Below are 17,484 nucleotides of genomic sequence, written 5' to 3'. Positions count from 1 at the left end.
CTTACTGTAGGGGCGTAATGCTGTTCACTTAAAGACAGGCACTCACCTTTGTGGCGAGGGGATATAGCGAAGCGTCGCACCGCCCCATTGGCCTTCACAGCAGGCCCATTTTTTGGGGCCGCTTCGCGACCCAGCGGGGATAAATCCCCTCGCCACAATGTAAAACTCGTCTCAAGATCTACTTAAGTGAACAGCATTAACTGTAGGAGCGAGGCTTGCCCGCGATGACGGCGGCACATTCGACATTGATGTCGACTGACACACCGCTATCGCGAGCAGGCTCGCTCCTACAGGTTTGTCACCTTCAATCTTTCAAAACCCGCTTTCGCGCATCAACACCGCGAGAAAATGGGTCGCCACATCGCCCAGCACACTGCGGCGCTCGCCTTCGATTTTCAGGTGTCCACGGGTTTCGCGCAGGCTCGGCAGGGGCTCGTCAAGTTGGATCAGCACCTGGAACAAGGCAGCGCTCGGCACCAGCTCATGTTCCTGTGGTGTGGTCGGCACCGGCCCGCCAAAGCGTGACGACAACATGCGGTGGGACAATTGGCTGGCGCGGGTACTGCCGATCACCAGCACCTTGCCGCTCAGTGGTGTGGTCTGGCCGTCGGGGTAAAAACGCACACGGTCGCCGGTGACCAGGCGGTGCACCTGGTCCTGGGCAACGTAGGCGTCCACTTGCCAGCTGCGCGGATCGATCAGGATGCCCAGGGGTTCCTGACGGCCGATCCACTGGCCGGTTTTCCAGTCCGGGTTGACGTCCAGCCACAGGCCGGCAAACGGGGTTTGCAGGTTGAGCCGGGCGATTTCCGAGCGGGCGGCCCGGGCTTCCTCGAACTGCACGTTCAAGCGCTGGCGGGTGACCGAATCTTCGGCCAGACCACCGGGGTCGGCCAGCAGTCCGGACAGTCGTGCTTCATAGCTGCGGGCATTGGCTTCGCTGCTCTGTATACGTGAGGCGATGTCCGGCTCGTCCAGCACCACCAGCACCTCGCCAGCCTTGACCGGACCCTCTTCGTGAATCGATTTCAGCCGCGCCGGGTAGGGCGCATAAACCCGTAATTGGTGCTCCGCGCGGGCCACGCCGACGGCGTCGATCTGGGTGCGCCAGGGCAGGGCGAGGCCGATCAGGATCAGGCCCAGTACTGCATAGAACAGCACTTTGCGCAGGCGTGGAATACCCGCGCGATGGCTCCACCAGTGGCCCAATTCGCGCACCACCGGCATGGCGATAAACCAGGACAGTTCAACCATGAACAGAATGATCCCGAGCAATTTGAAGAAGAACAGGTAGACCGCCAGGGCGATCCCCAGAAACAACACCAGCCGATAGACCCAAGTGATGATGGCGAAGGTCACCAGCAGCCGGCGCTGGCTGGTGGGGAACACTTCCGGCCAGTCTTCCTGCAAACCCAGCAGGTTGCGCCGCAGGGTGACCCGGGCGAGTGCCGAGGCGCGCTCGTGCAGGTTGGGGAAGTCCAGCAGGTCGGAAAGGATGAAGTATCCGTCGAAGCGCATGAACGGGCTGGCGTTCAACGCCAACGACAACAGCCAACTGGTGGTCGCCAGGTACAGCAGGGCGTTGCGCAATGCACCCGGATCGCACAATGCCCAACCCAGGGTCGAGAGCCCGGCCAGGGACAGTTCGGTGACGATCCCGGCCGAAGCGATGGCCAGCCGCTGGCGTGAGCGGCTGAGCTTCCAGCTTTCACCGGTGTCGGTGTAGAGCATTGGCCACAGCACCACGAAGGCGATGCCCATGTGCCCGACGCGCAACCCCAATCGTGTCGCCACCAGCGCATGCCCCAGTTCATGCAGGGTTTTGGCGACGATCAGCGCCAGGGCGAAACTGAACAGGCCTTCGGTGGAGAACGATTCGACCACCGCGCTGGTAAAGCTGTCCCATTGCTGCAGGACCAGAATCACCCCCAGCACGCTCAGGCACACCACCAGGATCGCGGTCAGCGGGTGGAACAGCCAGCGCAGGGCATGGGCCAGGTGTTGCAACAGTTGCTGCGGATGCAGCAGCGGAATGCGGAAAAACAAGTAGTGGTGCAGCCACCAGCGCCAACTCAACCAACTGCCTTCCTCGCCCTTGGCCTGCAAGCGCGCCAACGCTGCGGGCCCGGCACGCAGCAACTGGTGTTGTTCGAGAAACTGGCGAAAGTCGAGGATCTGCTCGACATCGGGCTTGAGCGCGGTGCCTTCGGCGATCTGCTCGCTGATTTTTCGGGGCGACTGACCCCAGCGCAACAGGCATTCGAACTCGAGCCAGCCGATGCGGTAGAAACGGTTGATCACTGTGTCCTGGATCACCCACGCCGGCTCGCCGCTGCTGCCGTGGGCGGCTTCGCTCAAACGCAGGTCCTCGCGCAATGGGGGCACGGGAATGTCGGCGGGATCGAGCATTACCAGCCACTCCAAGCGCGCAATGTCGCCAGCGGTCGACGCAGCAAGTAATAACCGAGCATCACCCGGCCGCCATACAGCTTGGCCGTGCCGTGCAGGCCGAGGCGGGCGTGTTCCGGCGTGCCATCGATGCTCGCCAGCAGGCGGTAGGCGACGACGCCTTCATCGCTGGGCCGGGCCTGATAACTGGTTTCCAGGATCGTGCCCTTGAGCGGGGTCAGCGGGTACGCCGTCAGGAACAGCGTGACCTCGGCGCCAGGTTCAAGCGCGATGGCGTCGGCCACCGCCAGTTGAATCAACATGGCCGGTTGGGTCGGGTCGGCCACTTGCATGATCCGCTCGCCGGTCACCACCGGTTTGCCCAGCCAGTCATTGGGGTCGCTGAACACTGCGACACCGGCGCGCGGTGAAAGCACCTGGGTGCGTTTGAGCTGCGCCTGCACCGCCGCCAGCTCGGCCCGACGCTGTTGCGAACGACCTTCGAGCAGGGTCAGTTCGCCTTTGCTCTGTGGGTTGTCGAAGGCCCGCTGACTGGCGGCCTGCAATTCGGCATCGGCGACTGCCACTTCCTTGCCGAGGACTTCGGCGCGGCTGCGCAGGGTGGTTTCGTCCAGGGAAAACAGCGGCGTGCCGGTGTCTACGGGTTGGTTGGGACGGACCTGGATATGTTCGATCACCCCATCGATGGGCGAACTGATGATCTGCGCCTGACGGGACACAATCTCGGTGGGCGCCAAGGCCGTTTGCCGCACCGGCAACAACAGCAAGGCACCGAGCACCAGCAACCCCAGCAGCAGCTGCTTGCGATTGGGCCACCAGCGACCGAAACGCCGACGCTTGGTCAATGCGGTCCAGCAGTAAGCCCAGGTGTTGATCGGGCCGGCCAGGACCTGACGCAGCACGGCGGGCGGCTCCTGTTCGAGCAACAGCAACAACAGACCCAGTCGATGCCCATCTCGGTCCTGTATCGGCACGCACCACAGACCCGACGGCCACCATTCACTCCAGCCTTCGGCAATGTCCGCGGGTGCCGAGGTGGTGTCCTGGGTCAACCAGACCGGTTCGCCGTCCGGCACCTGGGTGGCGATCCAGCGACTGGCGCGGCGCAGCCATACCAGATAGGGCGAATCCTCGCTGGGGCGTGACAGCCCGGAGACACACAACAGCTCCAGTGAAGTGTCGCGCTGGGCAAACACCAGCGCCTGATGAAACGGCAACAGCGGATACAGGTCGTTGGCCATGCTGAAGGCCAGGGCGTTCAAAGAGTCAGCAGCGATGGCCTTGTCGCGCAGGGCATCGAGCTCCAGCAGCAGGTGCGGGTGGGGCAGGGGCTCATTCATGGTCATGGCTGGGCCGTATCCTGATTGAACTGCGCCGTGCCACTCATGCCGGCCATCAAGTCAGGAAATTTCTCGTCGAGCCGAGCTTCCAGTTCAACCGTTTGCGCCACCGCATCGACCCGCGAATTGACCACCGTGACATGGGCCGCATAGTTTTTGCCCGTCTCATGGATGTTCACTTGCAACGGCATGCCTTTCTTCAGGGTCTTGAGCATGTTCGAGGGGACGTTCAGCCGCACTTTCAACGCGCCATCGCTGACCAGGTCGAACAGTGGCGTGCCGGCGCTGACGGTTTGATAGGGTTTGACGTAGACCTTGGCCACCGTCCCGGAAAACGGCGCCAGCACCTGGCAGTAGCCACTCTGGGCCACGCCCATGGCTCGGGCGCCCTCGGCTTTTTGCACTTCGGTGTTGGCCATCGACACTTCGATGTCGCCAACGGCATTGAGCTGACGCAGTTGTTTTTTCGCTTCCAGATTCTGTTTGGCCATCGCCAGTTCAGCCACCGCGACCTTGCTGCGTGCCTCGGCTTCGTTGCAGTTGAAGCGCGCGAGCAAGGCGGATTTGTCTACGTGTTCGCCGAAGGTGGCTTTCAATTCACCGAGTGTTCCGTTCATCTGGCTTGAGAGGGTGGTCTCAAGTTCAGCGGCGAGCAACACGCGGATCGTCGTGGCGCTTTCCATGGGTGGGTCCTGGGCCTGAACCCCGAGGGTGGCAGCGGTCAACATCAGCAATAACCATCGCGCGTCACGGGTGGGTCTGAACATTCGGCATTCCTTGCTGGGTGACGAGCAGCCGTTGCTGCTCCTGTTTGTTCAAGGTGTTCTGGATTTCCCGGGCCAGGGTCTTGATGTCATGTTTGTCGATTTCGTTGGGCAGCACGTCCAGCCCCACCGAGTTGTACAACCGCCCCCACGCCGCCTGGGCGCTGGAGAAGGCCGCTTCGCGCTGGTAGCGCGACAGCAGATAGCGACCCTCGGCGCGGATCACTTCCAGCTCCGAACCCAGGGCGCCGGTCTTGGCGGCCTGGGCGTAATCGAGCAGGCTGCGATCGACCCGCAGGCTATCGTCAGTGAACTCCACCTCCTGGCGCGCCAGTTGATAGCGCAAGGCGCCGACGCGCACCTGAGTCAGAATCGCCATCGACAGTGCCACGCGCCGGGTGTCGTCGGTTTCACTCTGGGATTTTTCCGCCCTATTGAGCGAGGGCAGTTGCAACAGACGCAGCAGGTTCATCGAAACTTGCAGGCCGGTCGCGTTCCAGTCGCTGTTGTAATTGAATTTGTTCGAGTCGTAGTGGTAGCCGTAGTCGAAGCTGACGTTCGGCCACAACTGCGCCTTGGCGATGTCCAGGTCCTTTTGGTTGACGCGTTTGCGGTACCACTCCTCCATGATTTCCGGACGGTTTTCCATGGACAGTTGTTCGAGCTGCGAGATGCTCTGGTGCAGTTCCGGCAGCGGCGGTTCGGCGGTGTCGGCCAGGACCATTTTCGCGCCCGGTGGCAACGACATCAGCGCCGCCAGTTCCGCCTGGGCGAACTCAAGGTCCTGGCGGCGCACGGTCAGCAGGTAGATGGAGTCGAGCAGGGCGCGTTGGTAGGCGAGGATTTCCTGGCGCGGCAGCAGGCCACGGGTTTCCGCATCCCGGGCCGAGGTCAGGGCGGTCTGGGTGCGGGCCAGCAATTTGTCGACTTCCGGCATCAGGCGTTGGGCACCCAGTGCTCGCCAATAAGCGTTGCGCACATCCTGCAAGACGTTCTGCGCGACTTTACGCCGGCGTTCCTCGGCCATCAGGATCTGATCGGATTTTTGCTGGGTTCGATAATAAGCCACGCCGAAATCCAGCAGGCTCCAGCTCAAGCCTAATCCGTAGAGTTCGCGATAGCGCTCTTCCGAGGTCGATGCACGCAAGCTGACTTGCCGGTCCTCGATGCCGATGGAGGTGCCGCCAGAGTCGTTGTTACGTCCGGCGTAGCCCGCCGACGCGACCAGGCGCGGCAGCATCTCGTGGCTCGACAAATCACGCAGGTCCGAGGCCAGTGCGCTTTCCATGAGTTTGAGGCGATAGTCGAGGTTGTACTTGAGCGCCCGCGCAGCCGCCTCATAGAACGTGATGGGCGCAGTGACAGCTTCCTGGCCGGCGTACATGCGTGACTGATCGGCAAGGATGCGCTGGCGGTTTTCCTCTTCGGTGGAGGGCTTGGGGTCCAGCGAAGAGCAGGCGCTGAGCAGCAGCGTCGAAACGAGGGCGGTACTCAACAGCCGGGTCGCGTTTTTGGGCATATTCAATCCTTTGTGTTCACCGGTTTACTTCAATTGGTCGGATTACGAGGTTCTCGATTGACCGGGTATAGACGGTTCGCAGCCGTTCGCAACTGGGCACTGAAACCCCGGGCCTGACGTGGCTCGGCGGGTTTCTCGGCTTGCGCCGGGCCTTGGGTCATGTGGGCACTGTCAATGGTGAACAGCGACGGATCGGCCAACAGGCCATCGGCGCTCAGGCTGGTACGGCCCTGACGGCCGAGAATCCACAGCAGGTCCAGGTCGCTTTCCACGCGGCTTTCACGCACGGCCTGAGCGACGAATTGCCCCGGCACCAAGCCCAATCCTGCACCCAGCGAATCAACCGCGAATTCGCCAGTGCTGGCAAGGCGCAGGTTCGAACCATCGGCGCCCCAGCTCGACACTTCCAGTACCTGCGCCTCACGCTCCACCACCGGGGTGATAAAGACGGCCGGAATCGGGTCAGGCAGGCGCAAAACGCGGTTGGGGTCGTTCGGGTCGTTGTCGAAGAAATTACCTTGTGGCGCCGGAATGAACGGCGAGGCGATGTTCAGGTTGATCACCAGTTCGGCCTGGTCGCTGGCGCCGTTGATGTCGTTGATGGTGTAGGTGAAGACATCCTGCAGCACTTGCCCCAGTCCGGCGGCGGCCAGAACGGCGGGGTTGGTCTGGTCGATGGTGTAGGTGTAGCTGCCGTCGGCATTCAACACCAGGGTGCCGTAAAGGCCGAGGATCGGCTGGCCGATCACGCCCGTCGTGCCGGTGCCGGTTTCGCTGCCGGTGCGCACGGCGACCACTTGCAGGCCATCGTTGGCGTCCACGTCGCTGTCGTTGGGCAACACGTTGCCGGTGGCCTGGGGAGCGGGGGTCTGGTCGCTGGCAACGGCGCTGTCGTTCTGCGCCACCGGCGCATCGTTGGCGCCCTGGATCACGATGGTCAGACGCGCATCCGAGGTCGCGCCGGCTGTATCCGTCATCCGATAGGTGAAGGTTTCGCTCAGGGTATTGGCGGCGGTGCGCAGGGCCTGCACCTGCGCATTGTTGTTGTCGATCACGTAGGTGTAGGTGCCGTCGGCATTGAGGGTCAACTGACCGTAAAGGCCGATCAACACTTGCCCTGCGCCGGTGCTCTGGCCGTTCTGGGCGCTGACGGTCAGCACGTGTTTGCTCTCGCCATTGGCCACGCTGTCGACGTCGCTGTCGTTGTCCAGCACGTTACCGGTGGCATTGGTGCCCGGTGTGCCGTTGTTGACCCCGCCGGCCTCGAGGGCGGTGTTGCCATCGTCCTGGGCAATGGGGGTGTCGTTGCGGCCGTCGACGGTGACTTGAAGTTCGGCGGAGGACGTGGCGCCGAAGAAGTCTCTCAAGGTGTAGGTGAACACATCGACCAGGGTCTGCCCGCTGACACGCAGGGCCTGCACCGCTTGCAGACTGTTGTCGAGGGTGTAGCGCCAGGTGCCATCGGGCAGCAGGACCAGGTCGCCGTATTGCCCGCGCAGCGCCGTGCCGATGACGCCATTGGTACCGGTTTCGTTCAGGCCTCCGGTGTGCACGGCCGTTACGGTGAGGGCATCGCCCTCAAGGTCGGTATCGTTGCCGATGACGTTGCCGCCAGGGTCGACACCGGGCTGTGCGTTGTTCAGGCCGCCGGCCTCCACGGCGGTGCCGCTATCGGTGTTGGCATGAGGTGCGTCGTTGCGACCACGGATGATGATGTGGATCTCCGCCAGGTCGGTTTGCCCGCCAAGGTCGGTGATCTGGTAGGTGAAGTGTTCATCGAGGAACTGCAGCGGCCCCAGCGCCAGAACGGTCGGGTTGCTGGAATCGATGATGTAGGTGTAATTGCCGTCGGCGCCGATGATCAATTGCCCGAACTGACCGTTGATCAACGTGCCGTTGGTGTTGTCGGTGCCCGGATTGACGGCGTCCAGCGTACCGCCGGCCGCTTCGGTGCCGAAACGAATGCCGGTGACGTGCAGCACATCGCCCTGATCGACGTCGGTGTCGTTGGGCAGCACGTTGCGCGTTGGGTTGACGCTGTTGCCCGCACCGTTGTCGGCCACGGCCACCGCGACATCGTTGGTCGCCACTGGCGCATCCCAGGCGCCGTCGATGCGGATATTCAACTGGGCGATGTCGGTGGCGCCGGCGATATCGCGCATGCGATAGGTGAAGGTTTCCACCAGCGAATCACCGACCTTGAGGGCCTGGACCGCTGCGAGGTTGTTGTTGACCGCGTAGCTGTAAGTGCCGTTGATGGAGATGGTCAGCGTGCCGTACAGACCATTGAGGGTCTGAGGGGCGATGACCCCGGTGAACGTTCCACCGGCCGCTTCGCTACCGGTGCGGATGCCCGTGACGAACTTGCCGTCATTGGCATCGACGTCGGTGTCATTGCTCAGCACATTGCCGCTGGGGTTGATCCCCGGTGTGGCGTTGGCGGTGCCGCCGGCTTCGACGGCGACAGTGCTGTCGTCGACCGCCAGCGGGTTGTCGTTGGTGCCGCGAATGGTGATGGTCAGCGTTGCCGTGCTGGTGGCACCGGCCAGATCGCGGATCGTATAGGTGAAGGTTTCGGTCAGCACATCGCCGTTGGTGCGCAAGGCCTGGACCTGCGGGTTGCTGTTGTCGAGCACGTAGGTGTAATTGCCGTTGGCGCCAAGGGTCAGGGTGCCGAAAGCACCGGCCAGGCCCGATCCGATCACCCCGACGGACGTGCCCTGGCGCACGTCGATCACGCTCAGGGTTTCACCGTTACGATCGACATCACTGTCGTTGGTCAATACGTTGCCGCTGGGGTTGATGCCCGGCGTGGCGTTATTCAGGCCACCGGCCTCGATAGCGGTGTTGACATCGTTCTGCGCCACGGGCGCGTCGTTGGCGCCCTGGATGGTGATGGTCAGGGTCGCGGTGTCCTGCGCACCGGCAGCGTCGATCACGTTGTAGTTGAAGTTGTCGACCAGGGTGTTGCCGGCACGCAGGGCCTGCACCTCAGCCATGTTGTTGTCCAGGCGATAGCTGTAGCTGCCGTCGGCGTTCAGTGTGAGCCAGCCATAGGTGCCGCGCAGTTCGGTGCCCAGGGTCCCTGCAGTGCCCGCCGAGCCCTCGACACCGGTACGCACCGACGCCACGGCGCGAGTCTCGCCGTAGTTGTGATCAGGCAGGTCGGCGGGAATTTCACCACCGTCGACATCGGTGTCAATGCCCGGAAGATCGCTCAGCACATTGCCGGTGGGGTCCACGCCCGGCAGGTTGTTGTTCACGCCACCGGCTTCGGTGGCCATGGTGCTGTCATCGTTGGCCACCGGGTTGTCGTTCTGGCCGCGAATCAACACGATGATCTCGGCGGTGTCGGTTTCCGGGTTGGGGTTGACGCCATCGCTGATGGTGTAGGTGAAACGTTCGAGCAACAGGTCGGAGCCGCGGCGCAGCGCCTGGACGTCCGCGTTGTTGTTATCGACGACATAGCTGTAGCTGCCATCGGGATTGATGGTCAGGGTGCCGTATAGACCGACGACCACCGTACCGCCCGCCACCACCGGCACCGAGGTGCCCCCGGCGCTTTCCGCGCCGGCGCGAATGAACGTGACGGTCAATGGATCGCCGTCCGGATCGAAGGCATTGACGGTCGCATCACCCACCGGATTGACGCCGGGCGTGGTGTTGTTCACGCCGCCACTTTCGGTGGCGATCGAAATGACGTTCTGCGCCACGGGTGGATCGTTCACGCCGTGCACGGTGATCACCAGTTGCGCGGTATCGGTCAGCCCCTTGGTATCGACCACGCGATAGGTGAAAAACTCGGTGAGTGTTTGCCCGGCTTGCAGGCCCTGGACCGTAGCGTTGGTGCTGTCGACATCGTAGAAGAACGAGCCGTCGGCGCCGATGCGCAGAGTTCCGAACTGCCCGACCACCACCGTACCGTTGGCCTGGGTGCTGCCGGCGGTGACAGCGGTCAGTACGTCATTGAGCGGATCAAAGGTGGCCTCGCTTTTGTTGATCACGCCGTCGACATGCAACTGCTCGCTGGGCTGGTCGGCCGCATCGACGTCCGTATCGATGCCGTTGTCGACGGTACCGGGACGGCTGGGGAACAGAATGACGTTGCCGGTCGGGTTGCTCTCGGTGGCGTTGCCGTTGGTGGAAGCCGCCTGCGCGTCGGCGGCATCGTCGCTGGCCACCGGGTTGTCGTTGGCACCCTGGATCACGATGTTCAATTGCGCCACGTCGTTCAGGCCACCGGCGTCGGTGACCCGGTAGCTGAAGATTTCGATCAACTGCTCACCGGCGCTCAGGCGCTGCACGGTGATGTTGTCGTTGTTGACGACGTAGGTGTAGGTGCCGTTGGCATTGATGGTCAAGGTGCCATAGAGCCCGGCAATCGGGGTGCCCACGGGGCTGAAGCTGCCGGGGTTGCCTTCGGCGACCGCGCGAATACCGGTGACGGTTTTGGTTTCGCCATTGGCCGCTGTGTCGACGTCGGTGTCATTGGTCAACACATTGCCACGGGCATCATCGCCCGCAGTGCCATTGAACACACCACCTGCCTCGATCGCGATGCCCGTATCGTTAACGCCAACGGGGGTGTCGTTTGCACCCTGGATGGTCACGGTCAGCCTGGCAACGTCGGTTTCGCCGGCCAGGTCGGCCAGCACGTAGTCGAAACGGTCGGTCAGGGTCTGGCCGGACAGGCGCAGCGCCTGCACCAGCGGATTGTTGTTATCGACGATGTATTGATAGGCACCGTTGCTACCGACCAACAGTTGACCGTATTGACCGATGATTACCGTCACGCCTTGCACCGGCGTTTGCGCACCGGAATTGTTGACCGAAGCCACGGACACCACATGCAACTTGTCGGCATTGGTGGCGATGTCGACGTCGGTGTCGTTGGTCAGCAACTGGCCGGTGGGGTCGACGCCAATCACATTGTTGTTGGTGCCGCCGGCTTCCACGGCGGTGGCGCTGTCATCGACACCAATCGGTGGGTCATTGACCGGCGCCAGGACGATTTGCAGTGTATCGGTGTCGGTCAATGCGTCGGCGGCGGTGCCCGGCGTGCCATCGCCATTGGCGTCACCGAAGTTGCCCTGGTCATTGCTGACCACGGTCAGGGTGTCGGTGCCGTTGAAGTCCTGGTTGCCCAGATAGCGCAGGCTGGCCAGTACGGTATTGACGTCGGCCAGGGTGCCATTGAGGGTGAGGTTGGCGGTATTGGCGCCGCTGACGGTCACGCCCGGCAAAGTAGTGCCCAGGGACAAGGTGCCGTGCAGCACGCTCAAGGTCACGCTGATGTTGCGATCGGCGACGTTCGGATCGCGATTGACATCGACGTCCGCGACGCTGATGCCGGTGATATTCAGGGGAACGTCTTCCAGACCTTGTTGGGTGCCGGGCAGGGTATTGACCGGCGCGTCGTTCTGCTCGACATAACCGGCGTTCGCCGCCTGGGTATCGGCGTCGCCCAGGGTGATGGTGATCTGCCCGAGGGTGCCGCCGTCGCTGTCGATGCGTACGCGCAAATCGCCGACCGGCTGCGGGAAGGTCACCAGTCCCGGTGGGGCGTCGATGCGGAATACGCCCAGTGGCAGCACACCGAAATGGTACTGGCCGTTGGCGTCGGTCACGGTCGTGAACACCAGGTTGTCGGCGGTGGTCCCAAGCTGCCCGTCGGCGCCAGCCCAGGTCAGGGTGACGGTTTGTCCGGCAAGGCCGGGGCCATCCGGAACGGTGCTGCCGGTGGCCGACGCGGTGTCATTCCACAGCGTGCCGGTGATCACGCCCAGCCCGGCGTTGTCGCGCAAGATGTACTGGTTAGGGCCGACCGTGCTGCCGGTGCGCTCGCCATTGATGGTGCCGTCGATGCCGACGCTGTTGCCGCCCCAACTGGTGAAGTCTTCAGGCAGGCTGCTCCAGGTCAGGGTGGCGTTGCTGCTGGCAACCACCGCGTTGTTGGGCAGGGTGACTTGATAGCGCACCTGGACTTGGGCGCCGACATCCAGTTGATCGAAGTTGACGCTCAGGCCACCGGTGGTGCTGAAGGTCACGCCGGCGGGCAGGTTGCCCGGCCCGAAGGTGGTGCCGTTGATGGTGACGCTGATCAGGGTGTAATTGCTGCCGCCGGCAAAGTTGTCGACCACTTGGGCGTCGAACGCCGGCAGGCCGCCGTTCTGGGTAAAACTCAGTTGCACCGTGGCGGTGCCGGTGGTGCCCGAAGGGTTCGGGTCGAACGCCACCACTTGCTTGTCCAGGCCGTTGAAGCTCGGCTCGACGATGCGTTCCAGGATGGTGTTGCTGGCCGCCCGGCCCGCGCCGTTGACGATCTCAAGGGCACTGGCGCCCAACTGGGCACCAGCGATGTTGCTCGCCTGGTTGGCGACCCGCACGTTGAATTCCAGCACCACACCTTCCAGGTCGTCATCGGTGCCATTGCCGTTGACCACGTTGCCGAGATTGAAGGTGATGGTCTGGCTGCCGTCGGGGTTGGTGACGACGGTCAGGCGGCTGGGATCGAACACGCCGGTCGGGCCCAGGCCCAACAGGTCCGGGGTGATGGGTAAGGCTTGAGGGCTGTTTTCGTTGCCATCGATGTTCAGGGTGCCGCCGACGATCAGGTTGGCATCGCTGGTCAGCCCGCCATTGGAAATAAAGCCGATGCGCAAGGCATTGACCAGCGCATCGGGGGAGATGAATTGCAGGCCGTTGGCCAGGGTGATCTGAATCCGGTAGTTGGGGTTGTCGCCTTCCGGCACCAGTACCACCACGCGATAGCGGATCACTTCGCCAATGGTCACCGCTTCCACGGGCGCCGTGGTCGGCGCCGGTGCCGCCGTATCCGGCAAGCCGCCGACCCGGGAAATCTGGATCGCCTGGGCCACCGGCACCACCAGCACCGAACTGTTGCGATAGTCGTTGAGTGTGCCGCCATTGAGCGTGCCGTCGACACCTGTGCGTTCGCCACTTTGGGTGCCATCGAGGCTGGTCCACTGCACGGTCGCCAGGTTAGTGAAGTTGGACTGCGACGCCGCCGTGGCATTGACCACGCCGGACAGGCTCAACACGATGCTGCCGCCCTTGGCGATGTCGATGTTGGCGCCGTTGACGGTGCGCAACTGGCCGTTGACGATTTCGAAATCCACGCCGCCGTTGTTGGTCGCGCCGCCCTGATACAACTTGCCCGTCAGGATGATGTTGTCCAGTTGGGTGGGCAGGTTGTCGAGGAAGCTGATGTCGAAGGCGCTGAAATCGCTGCCGCCGTTGCCGTTACTCAAGGTGATGGTGAAGGTCACCGTGTCGCCCTGGTCGTAACCGCCCAGACCCGAGGTCGAAGTCAGTACCTGGGTGACCGTCAGGGTCGGCTCGCGCAGGGTCACGGTGGGTTGGCCACCGGTAAGGGCGACGGTACGGTCCACCGCCACGTTGCCGTTGGGCGTGTCACTGTCCGGATCGCTGAAGATCAATTGCGCGCTGTTTTGCAGGGACTTGTTGGCCTGGTTGGCAATCACGTTGTTGGCCACCAGTTGCAGGCGAATCACGAACGTGTTGTTGCCGGTCACGTTGTCGGCGGTGGCGCCAGATACGCTGAAGGTCCAGCGTGCGTCGACACCGTCACCGCCCAGAGCGCCGCCCTGACCGGTAAAACCGCTGACCACGATACTGCCGACAAAGTCGGCGCCCAGCGCGCCACTGCCGGCCCGGGTGGTGATGATCTGATAGCCCAGGCCGCCGTTGAACGTGGTGTCCAGGCGCATGCCCGGCGGGATCAGGTCTTCGATGCGCAGGGTTTGCGTGGTGCCTTCAGGCAGGGTGACGACGATGTCGTAGCGCATGCTTTCGCCGATCACCAGATCGCTGCCGGTGGTGTGGGTGGCACTGGAATCGCCGTTGTCCAAGGTGCCATCGGCAAACACTTTGGTAATGACCGGTGCCGCCACTTGCTGGCTGGACAGGTCAGTCAGGTCGGTGGGGGTGAAGTCAGTGCCGCCGTCGACGCTGGCGTAGTTGCTCAGGGTCGCGGTGCTTTGCAGGCTGCGACTGGCTTCGATGGTCGAGCTGACGACCACGTCATAACTGATCACCACCAGGTTGGCGCCGCTGGTGTCGGCGGCAGTGCCGCTGCGACCGGCGAGCAGGGTGGCTTGGCCACCGGCGTCGAGGAAGGTGATCTGGTTGCCGCTGACGCTGTAGTCGACACCCAGCACCAGTGCGGTGCCGTTGCCACGAAAAATTTGCAGATTGGCGGCAGCCAGGCTGCCGCCGACGAAGCTCACGCCCGTGGGCAGGGTGATGCTGGTGCGGACGTCGAAGGCGCCGCCACCGCCGGTGTTTTCGATGGCGGTCACCATGCGCAGGGTATCGCCGCCGTCGATGCCGGTGATGTTGCCGTCCACCGCCGCCAGGTCGGTCACGCTGCCATTGAACGGTACCCCGGTGCTACCCGGAGGGTTCCAGCTGCCGGTGGTGTTGCTGACCGTGCCGTTGGTGCCGGACACCACGCCGTGCTTGATCGCCAGCACCGGTTCGGCCACCGAGACGATGGCCACCACGTCCGAGGAAATCAGGGTTTGGTCGGTGAGGGTGGTTTGCTGGCTCGATTGCGCCAACACATCCAACGAGCGCTGGTCGGCAAACGGCTGGTCGCCGACACGCAGGGTAAAGCGCACGACGATGCGGCTGCCGGTGGTGTCGGCGGTGACGAAGCTGCCGAAATCGAACACCACCGAGTTGCCGGCGGCGCTGGTCACGGTGAGCACGCCTCCGGCATTGGTGTTGCCGGGCCCGATTTGCCATTGGCCGGGATTGGCGCCCGTTGCCCAGGTCACGCCTGTTACGTCGAACAAGGGCAGCGGCAGGTACGCGGTGAGCTTGAACTGCTCGTAGTCGCCGGTGACCAGGTCGTAGCTCAGCTCGAAGGTCACCTCATCGCCCGGCCGCAGTTCGCCGCTGGCCGGTGGCGTGCCGTTATTGACCTCGACGATGTTGATATCGACGGTGTTGGTCGGGATCACGCTGGTGGTCGCCGAACCGTCGGTTTCGCTTTGCCCGGTCAGGTTGAAAATGTCTTGCAGCAGCGTGCCATCGACCACAGCGGTGTTGCCTATCGCGTCGCCCTCGTTGATTTCGCTGTGGGGCGCGCCCGATGGCGGCTTGTAGGTTTGGCCGACGATGGCCGAATAGCTGAGCACCGCCAGCACCGCACCTTCCAGGCGATCATCGAAGGCCAGGTCGCCATTGAGCCAGCCACGAATATTGGAAAAGGCATTACGCAACGATTGGGCAATGTCGAAGACAATCGACGTGGTGCCATCGCCATTGACCACCGTGGTGGTCACCAGAGTGATGGTTTGTGGCACGCCGGCGAGGGTGACGGTCAAGGTCGGTGTGCCGGTCAGGGTTTGCCCGTCGCTGAGCTGGTCGCGAATGACCAGTTGGCCTTGATTGAAGAAGTCCTTGCCGAAGGCGAAGTAGTCGGAAATCGCCAGGTTCAGCGTGTACTGCAATGTGTCGCCGGGGGTGATACCGGTCTGGCCGATGTCGGTCTGCAAGGTCACTTGTTTGAGCAGGGTGATGGACTTGGCGACGAAGTCGACGGGCCGCCCGGTGCCCGAAAAATCGATGGTGGTGTTGGGCGCCACGACATCGCGTGGGTCCAGCGGTGCCCATTGACCGCTGGCCGTCGGCGCGCCGAGGGTGATGGTGACAGCGTCGCCGGTGACCGGGTTGATGATCGCCTGGCCGTTGGCGTCCACTTCCGGCACGTAGAACGCCACCTGGGTGTTGGTGGCGGCGGTCAGGGTGTCGTACTCGACGGTAAAAGAGTTGATGTACACGGTATCGGACGCGATCAGCTGTGCAATCGCCGTCGGGTTGGTGACCACCGTGCCGTCGTGCAGCGTGATGGACGTCAGGCGGCCTCCGGGACCGGGCGTGATGGCCGTGACCTGGATATTGTCCGGCAGTGGTTGCGTGACGATGACGTGGGACAGTGTCTGGCCCGGTGCGGGCGTTACGGTCACCGTCAGGGTGCGGCCGTAGTTCGGCCCTGTGGCGGTTTCGCCTTCGGGCGTGGTGATGGTTTCGTCAAAGGTGATGACGGTCGGGTGCACCACAAACGCTGCGCTGCCGGCCTGGATCAGGCTCGGGTCGTTGGTTGGGTTGTCCAGTGCATCATTGCCGAACTGGAAGCCGCCGCTGGCGCGAATGGTCAGGTCCGGGCTGCCGTTGGAGAAATCGGTGTCGGCCAGGTTGCTCAGGCTGGCGGTGATCTGCACCGGGATCACTGGCTGCTGGTTGGTGACGCTGGCAAAGGGCAGTTCGATGACCACCAGCTTGTCGCCGGCGCGCATGCCAAAGGTTGCCGCATTGATGATCAGGAAATTGCCGTTGGCGTCCTTGGCCAGCGGATGGGTCGCGTTGCCGGCTGCGTCGAATGTCACCGTATGGGTAATCAGGTTTTGTCCCAGGTAGGTGGCGGAGATGAAGTTGACCCCGTCATCGCCATCCTTGCCGGTGGCCGGCAGCGCCAGGTTGATGAACGGGGCGAAACCGGCCTGGGTGGAGGTGTTGTTGAAGTTGACGGTAAAGGTAAAACGGTCACCCAGCAGCACATCGCTGCCGGTAGCCGGCAAGGTCACGGTGGGGGCGGCATCGGCCAGCAAACCATCGAAATTGGCCATGGCGGTGCTGCTGAGGGCGATGGCCTTGTCGATATCGCCGACTCGGGTTTCCAGGGTCCAGTCGCCGCCTGCGGCCTTGCTGCCCGTGTCGTTGCTGGAGGCGGCCACATCGGCGCCGGTCCAGCGCGCCAGTTCGGTGACCAGGGTTTTACCGGCCGCGCCCGCCCCGATATCGCACCCGTAGAGCTGGATGTCGGCGCCCTGGGTCAGGTTGTTGCGCCACTGTTCGAGGGTCTTGCCGAGTTGGTCGACGTTGTCTGCGGTGATTGTGCGGTTGCCCAGGGTGAATTGTCCGGAGGCGCCGTGGGAAAGCACCTGAATCGAATCGACCTTGCCCAGTTGCGCCAATGCCGCGGAGATCGCTGCCAGGCCATCTTCACCGGTGTTCACCACAATTGCCGTGACGTTCCCCGGAAGTTGCGCCATCAGTTGCTCGCGGTTTTCGATGCGGCTGTCGATCACCAGCAGGCTGCGCGCGGCCGAGGGGGCCTGCTCGGTGGCGGGCCGGCCTTCGGTCGGGCTGGCGGGCGTGGCAGCCGGGTCGGCTGCGGGGTGAGCCGCTTCAGCTGGGTCGCTGTGATGCTGATCGGCGGCGGCCGAAGCGGCGGCACCGTCGAACAGGATCCTTGGCTCCAGGGCCAATGCCTGACGCTGCGGGCGCAAATGAAGGCCGGAAAAAAGACGCGGTGTTTCTTGCATAGTGGAAGCCCCTCAACCTGCCTTCGCGTTGAACCAATCCTTTGTACAAAACGCCCACTATTGGACAGGTTTAGCGT

General features: G+C 63.2%; 5 protein-coding genes. All 5 read right to left on the bottom strand.

Features of this window, described 5'->3' with window-relative positions; genetic code table 11:
• Positions 1–312: 312 nt before the first annotated feature.
• From ABTV22_RS18815 to ABTV22_RS18795, 5 genes are read right to left on the bottom strand one after another with little or no spacing between them, the layout of a single operon-like run.
• The gene (locus ABTV22_RS18815) at positions 313–2,409 is read right to left on the bottom strand and encodes an HlyD family efflux transporter periplasmic adaptor subunit (protein WP_433736002.1); all 2,097 of its coding nucleotides are present in this window, start codon (positions 2,407–2,409) and stop codon (positions 313–315) included.
• A complete protein-coding gene (locus tag ABTV22_RS18810) occupies positions 2,409–3,755 on the bottom strand; it encodes an efflux RND transporter periplasmic adaptor subunit (RefSeq protein WP_433736001.1) in 1,347 nt (448 codons plus the stop codon). Before ABTV22_RS18810 ends, ABTV22_RS18815 begins: the two co-directional genes overlap by 1 nt.
• The gene (locus ABTV22_RS18805) at positions 3,752–4,477 is read right to left on the bottom strand and encodes an efflux RND transporter periplasmic adaptor subunit (protein WP_433741448.1); all 726 of its coding nucleotides are present in this window, start codon (positions 4,475–4,477) and stop codon (positions 3,752–3,754) included. The genes ABTV22_RS18810 and ABTV22_RS18805 overlap by 4 nt, the downstream gene beginning before the upstream one ends.
• 19 nt (positions 4,478–4,496) lie before the next feature.
• Positions 4,497–6,032: a TolC family protein gene (locus tag ABTV22_RS18800; RefSeq protein ID WP_433736000.1), complete on the bottom strand. Its 1,536-nt coding sequence runs from the start codon at positions 6,030–6,032 to the stop codon at positions 4,497–4,499.
• A gap of 29 nt (positions 6,033–6,061) precedes the next feature.
• The gene (locus ABTV22_RS18795; protein WP_433735999.1) at positions 6,062–17,407 is read right to left on the bottom strand and encodes a VCBS domain-containing protein; all 11,346 of its coding nucleotides are present in this window, start codon (positions 17,405–17,407) and stop codon (positions 6,062–6,064) included.
• Positions 17,408–17,484: the final 77 nt, after the last annotated feature.

Source organism: Pseudomonas putida, assembly GCF_050990305.1.
Taxonomy (GTDB): Bacteria; Pseudomonadota; Gammaproteobacteria; order Pseudomonadales; family Pseudomonadaceae; genus Aquipseudomonas; species Aquipseudomonas putida_AH.
This window is presented reverse-complemented; position numbering and strand designations above follow the sequence as displayed.

Excerpts from the sequence above, each read along its gene's own strand:
- ABTV22_RS18815 (WP_433736002.1), bottom strand. The coding sequence starts at position 2,409 with ATGCTCGATCCCGCCGACATTCCCGTGCCCCCATTGCGCGAGGACCTG.
- ABTV22_RS18810 (WP_433736001.1), bottom strand. The coding sequence starts at position 3,755 with ATGACCATGAATGAGCCCCTGCCCCACCCGCACCTGCTGCTGGAGCTC.
- ABTV22_RS18805 (WP_433741448.1), bottom strand. The coding sequence starts at position 4,477 with ATGTTGACCGCTGCCACCCTCGGGGTTCAGGCCCAGGACCCACCCATG.
- ABTV22_RS18800 (WP_433736000.1), bottom strand. The coding sequence starts at position 6,032 with ATGCCCAAAAACGCGACCCGGCTGTTGAGTACCGCCCTCGTTTCGACG.
- ABTV22_RS18795 (WP_433735999.1), bottom strand. The coding sequence starts at position 17,407 with ATGCAAGAAACACCGCGTCTTTTTTCCGGCCTTCATTTGCGCCCGCAG.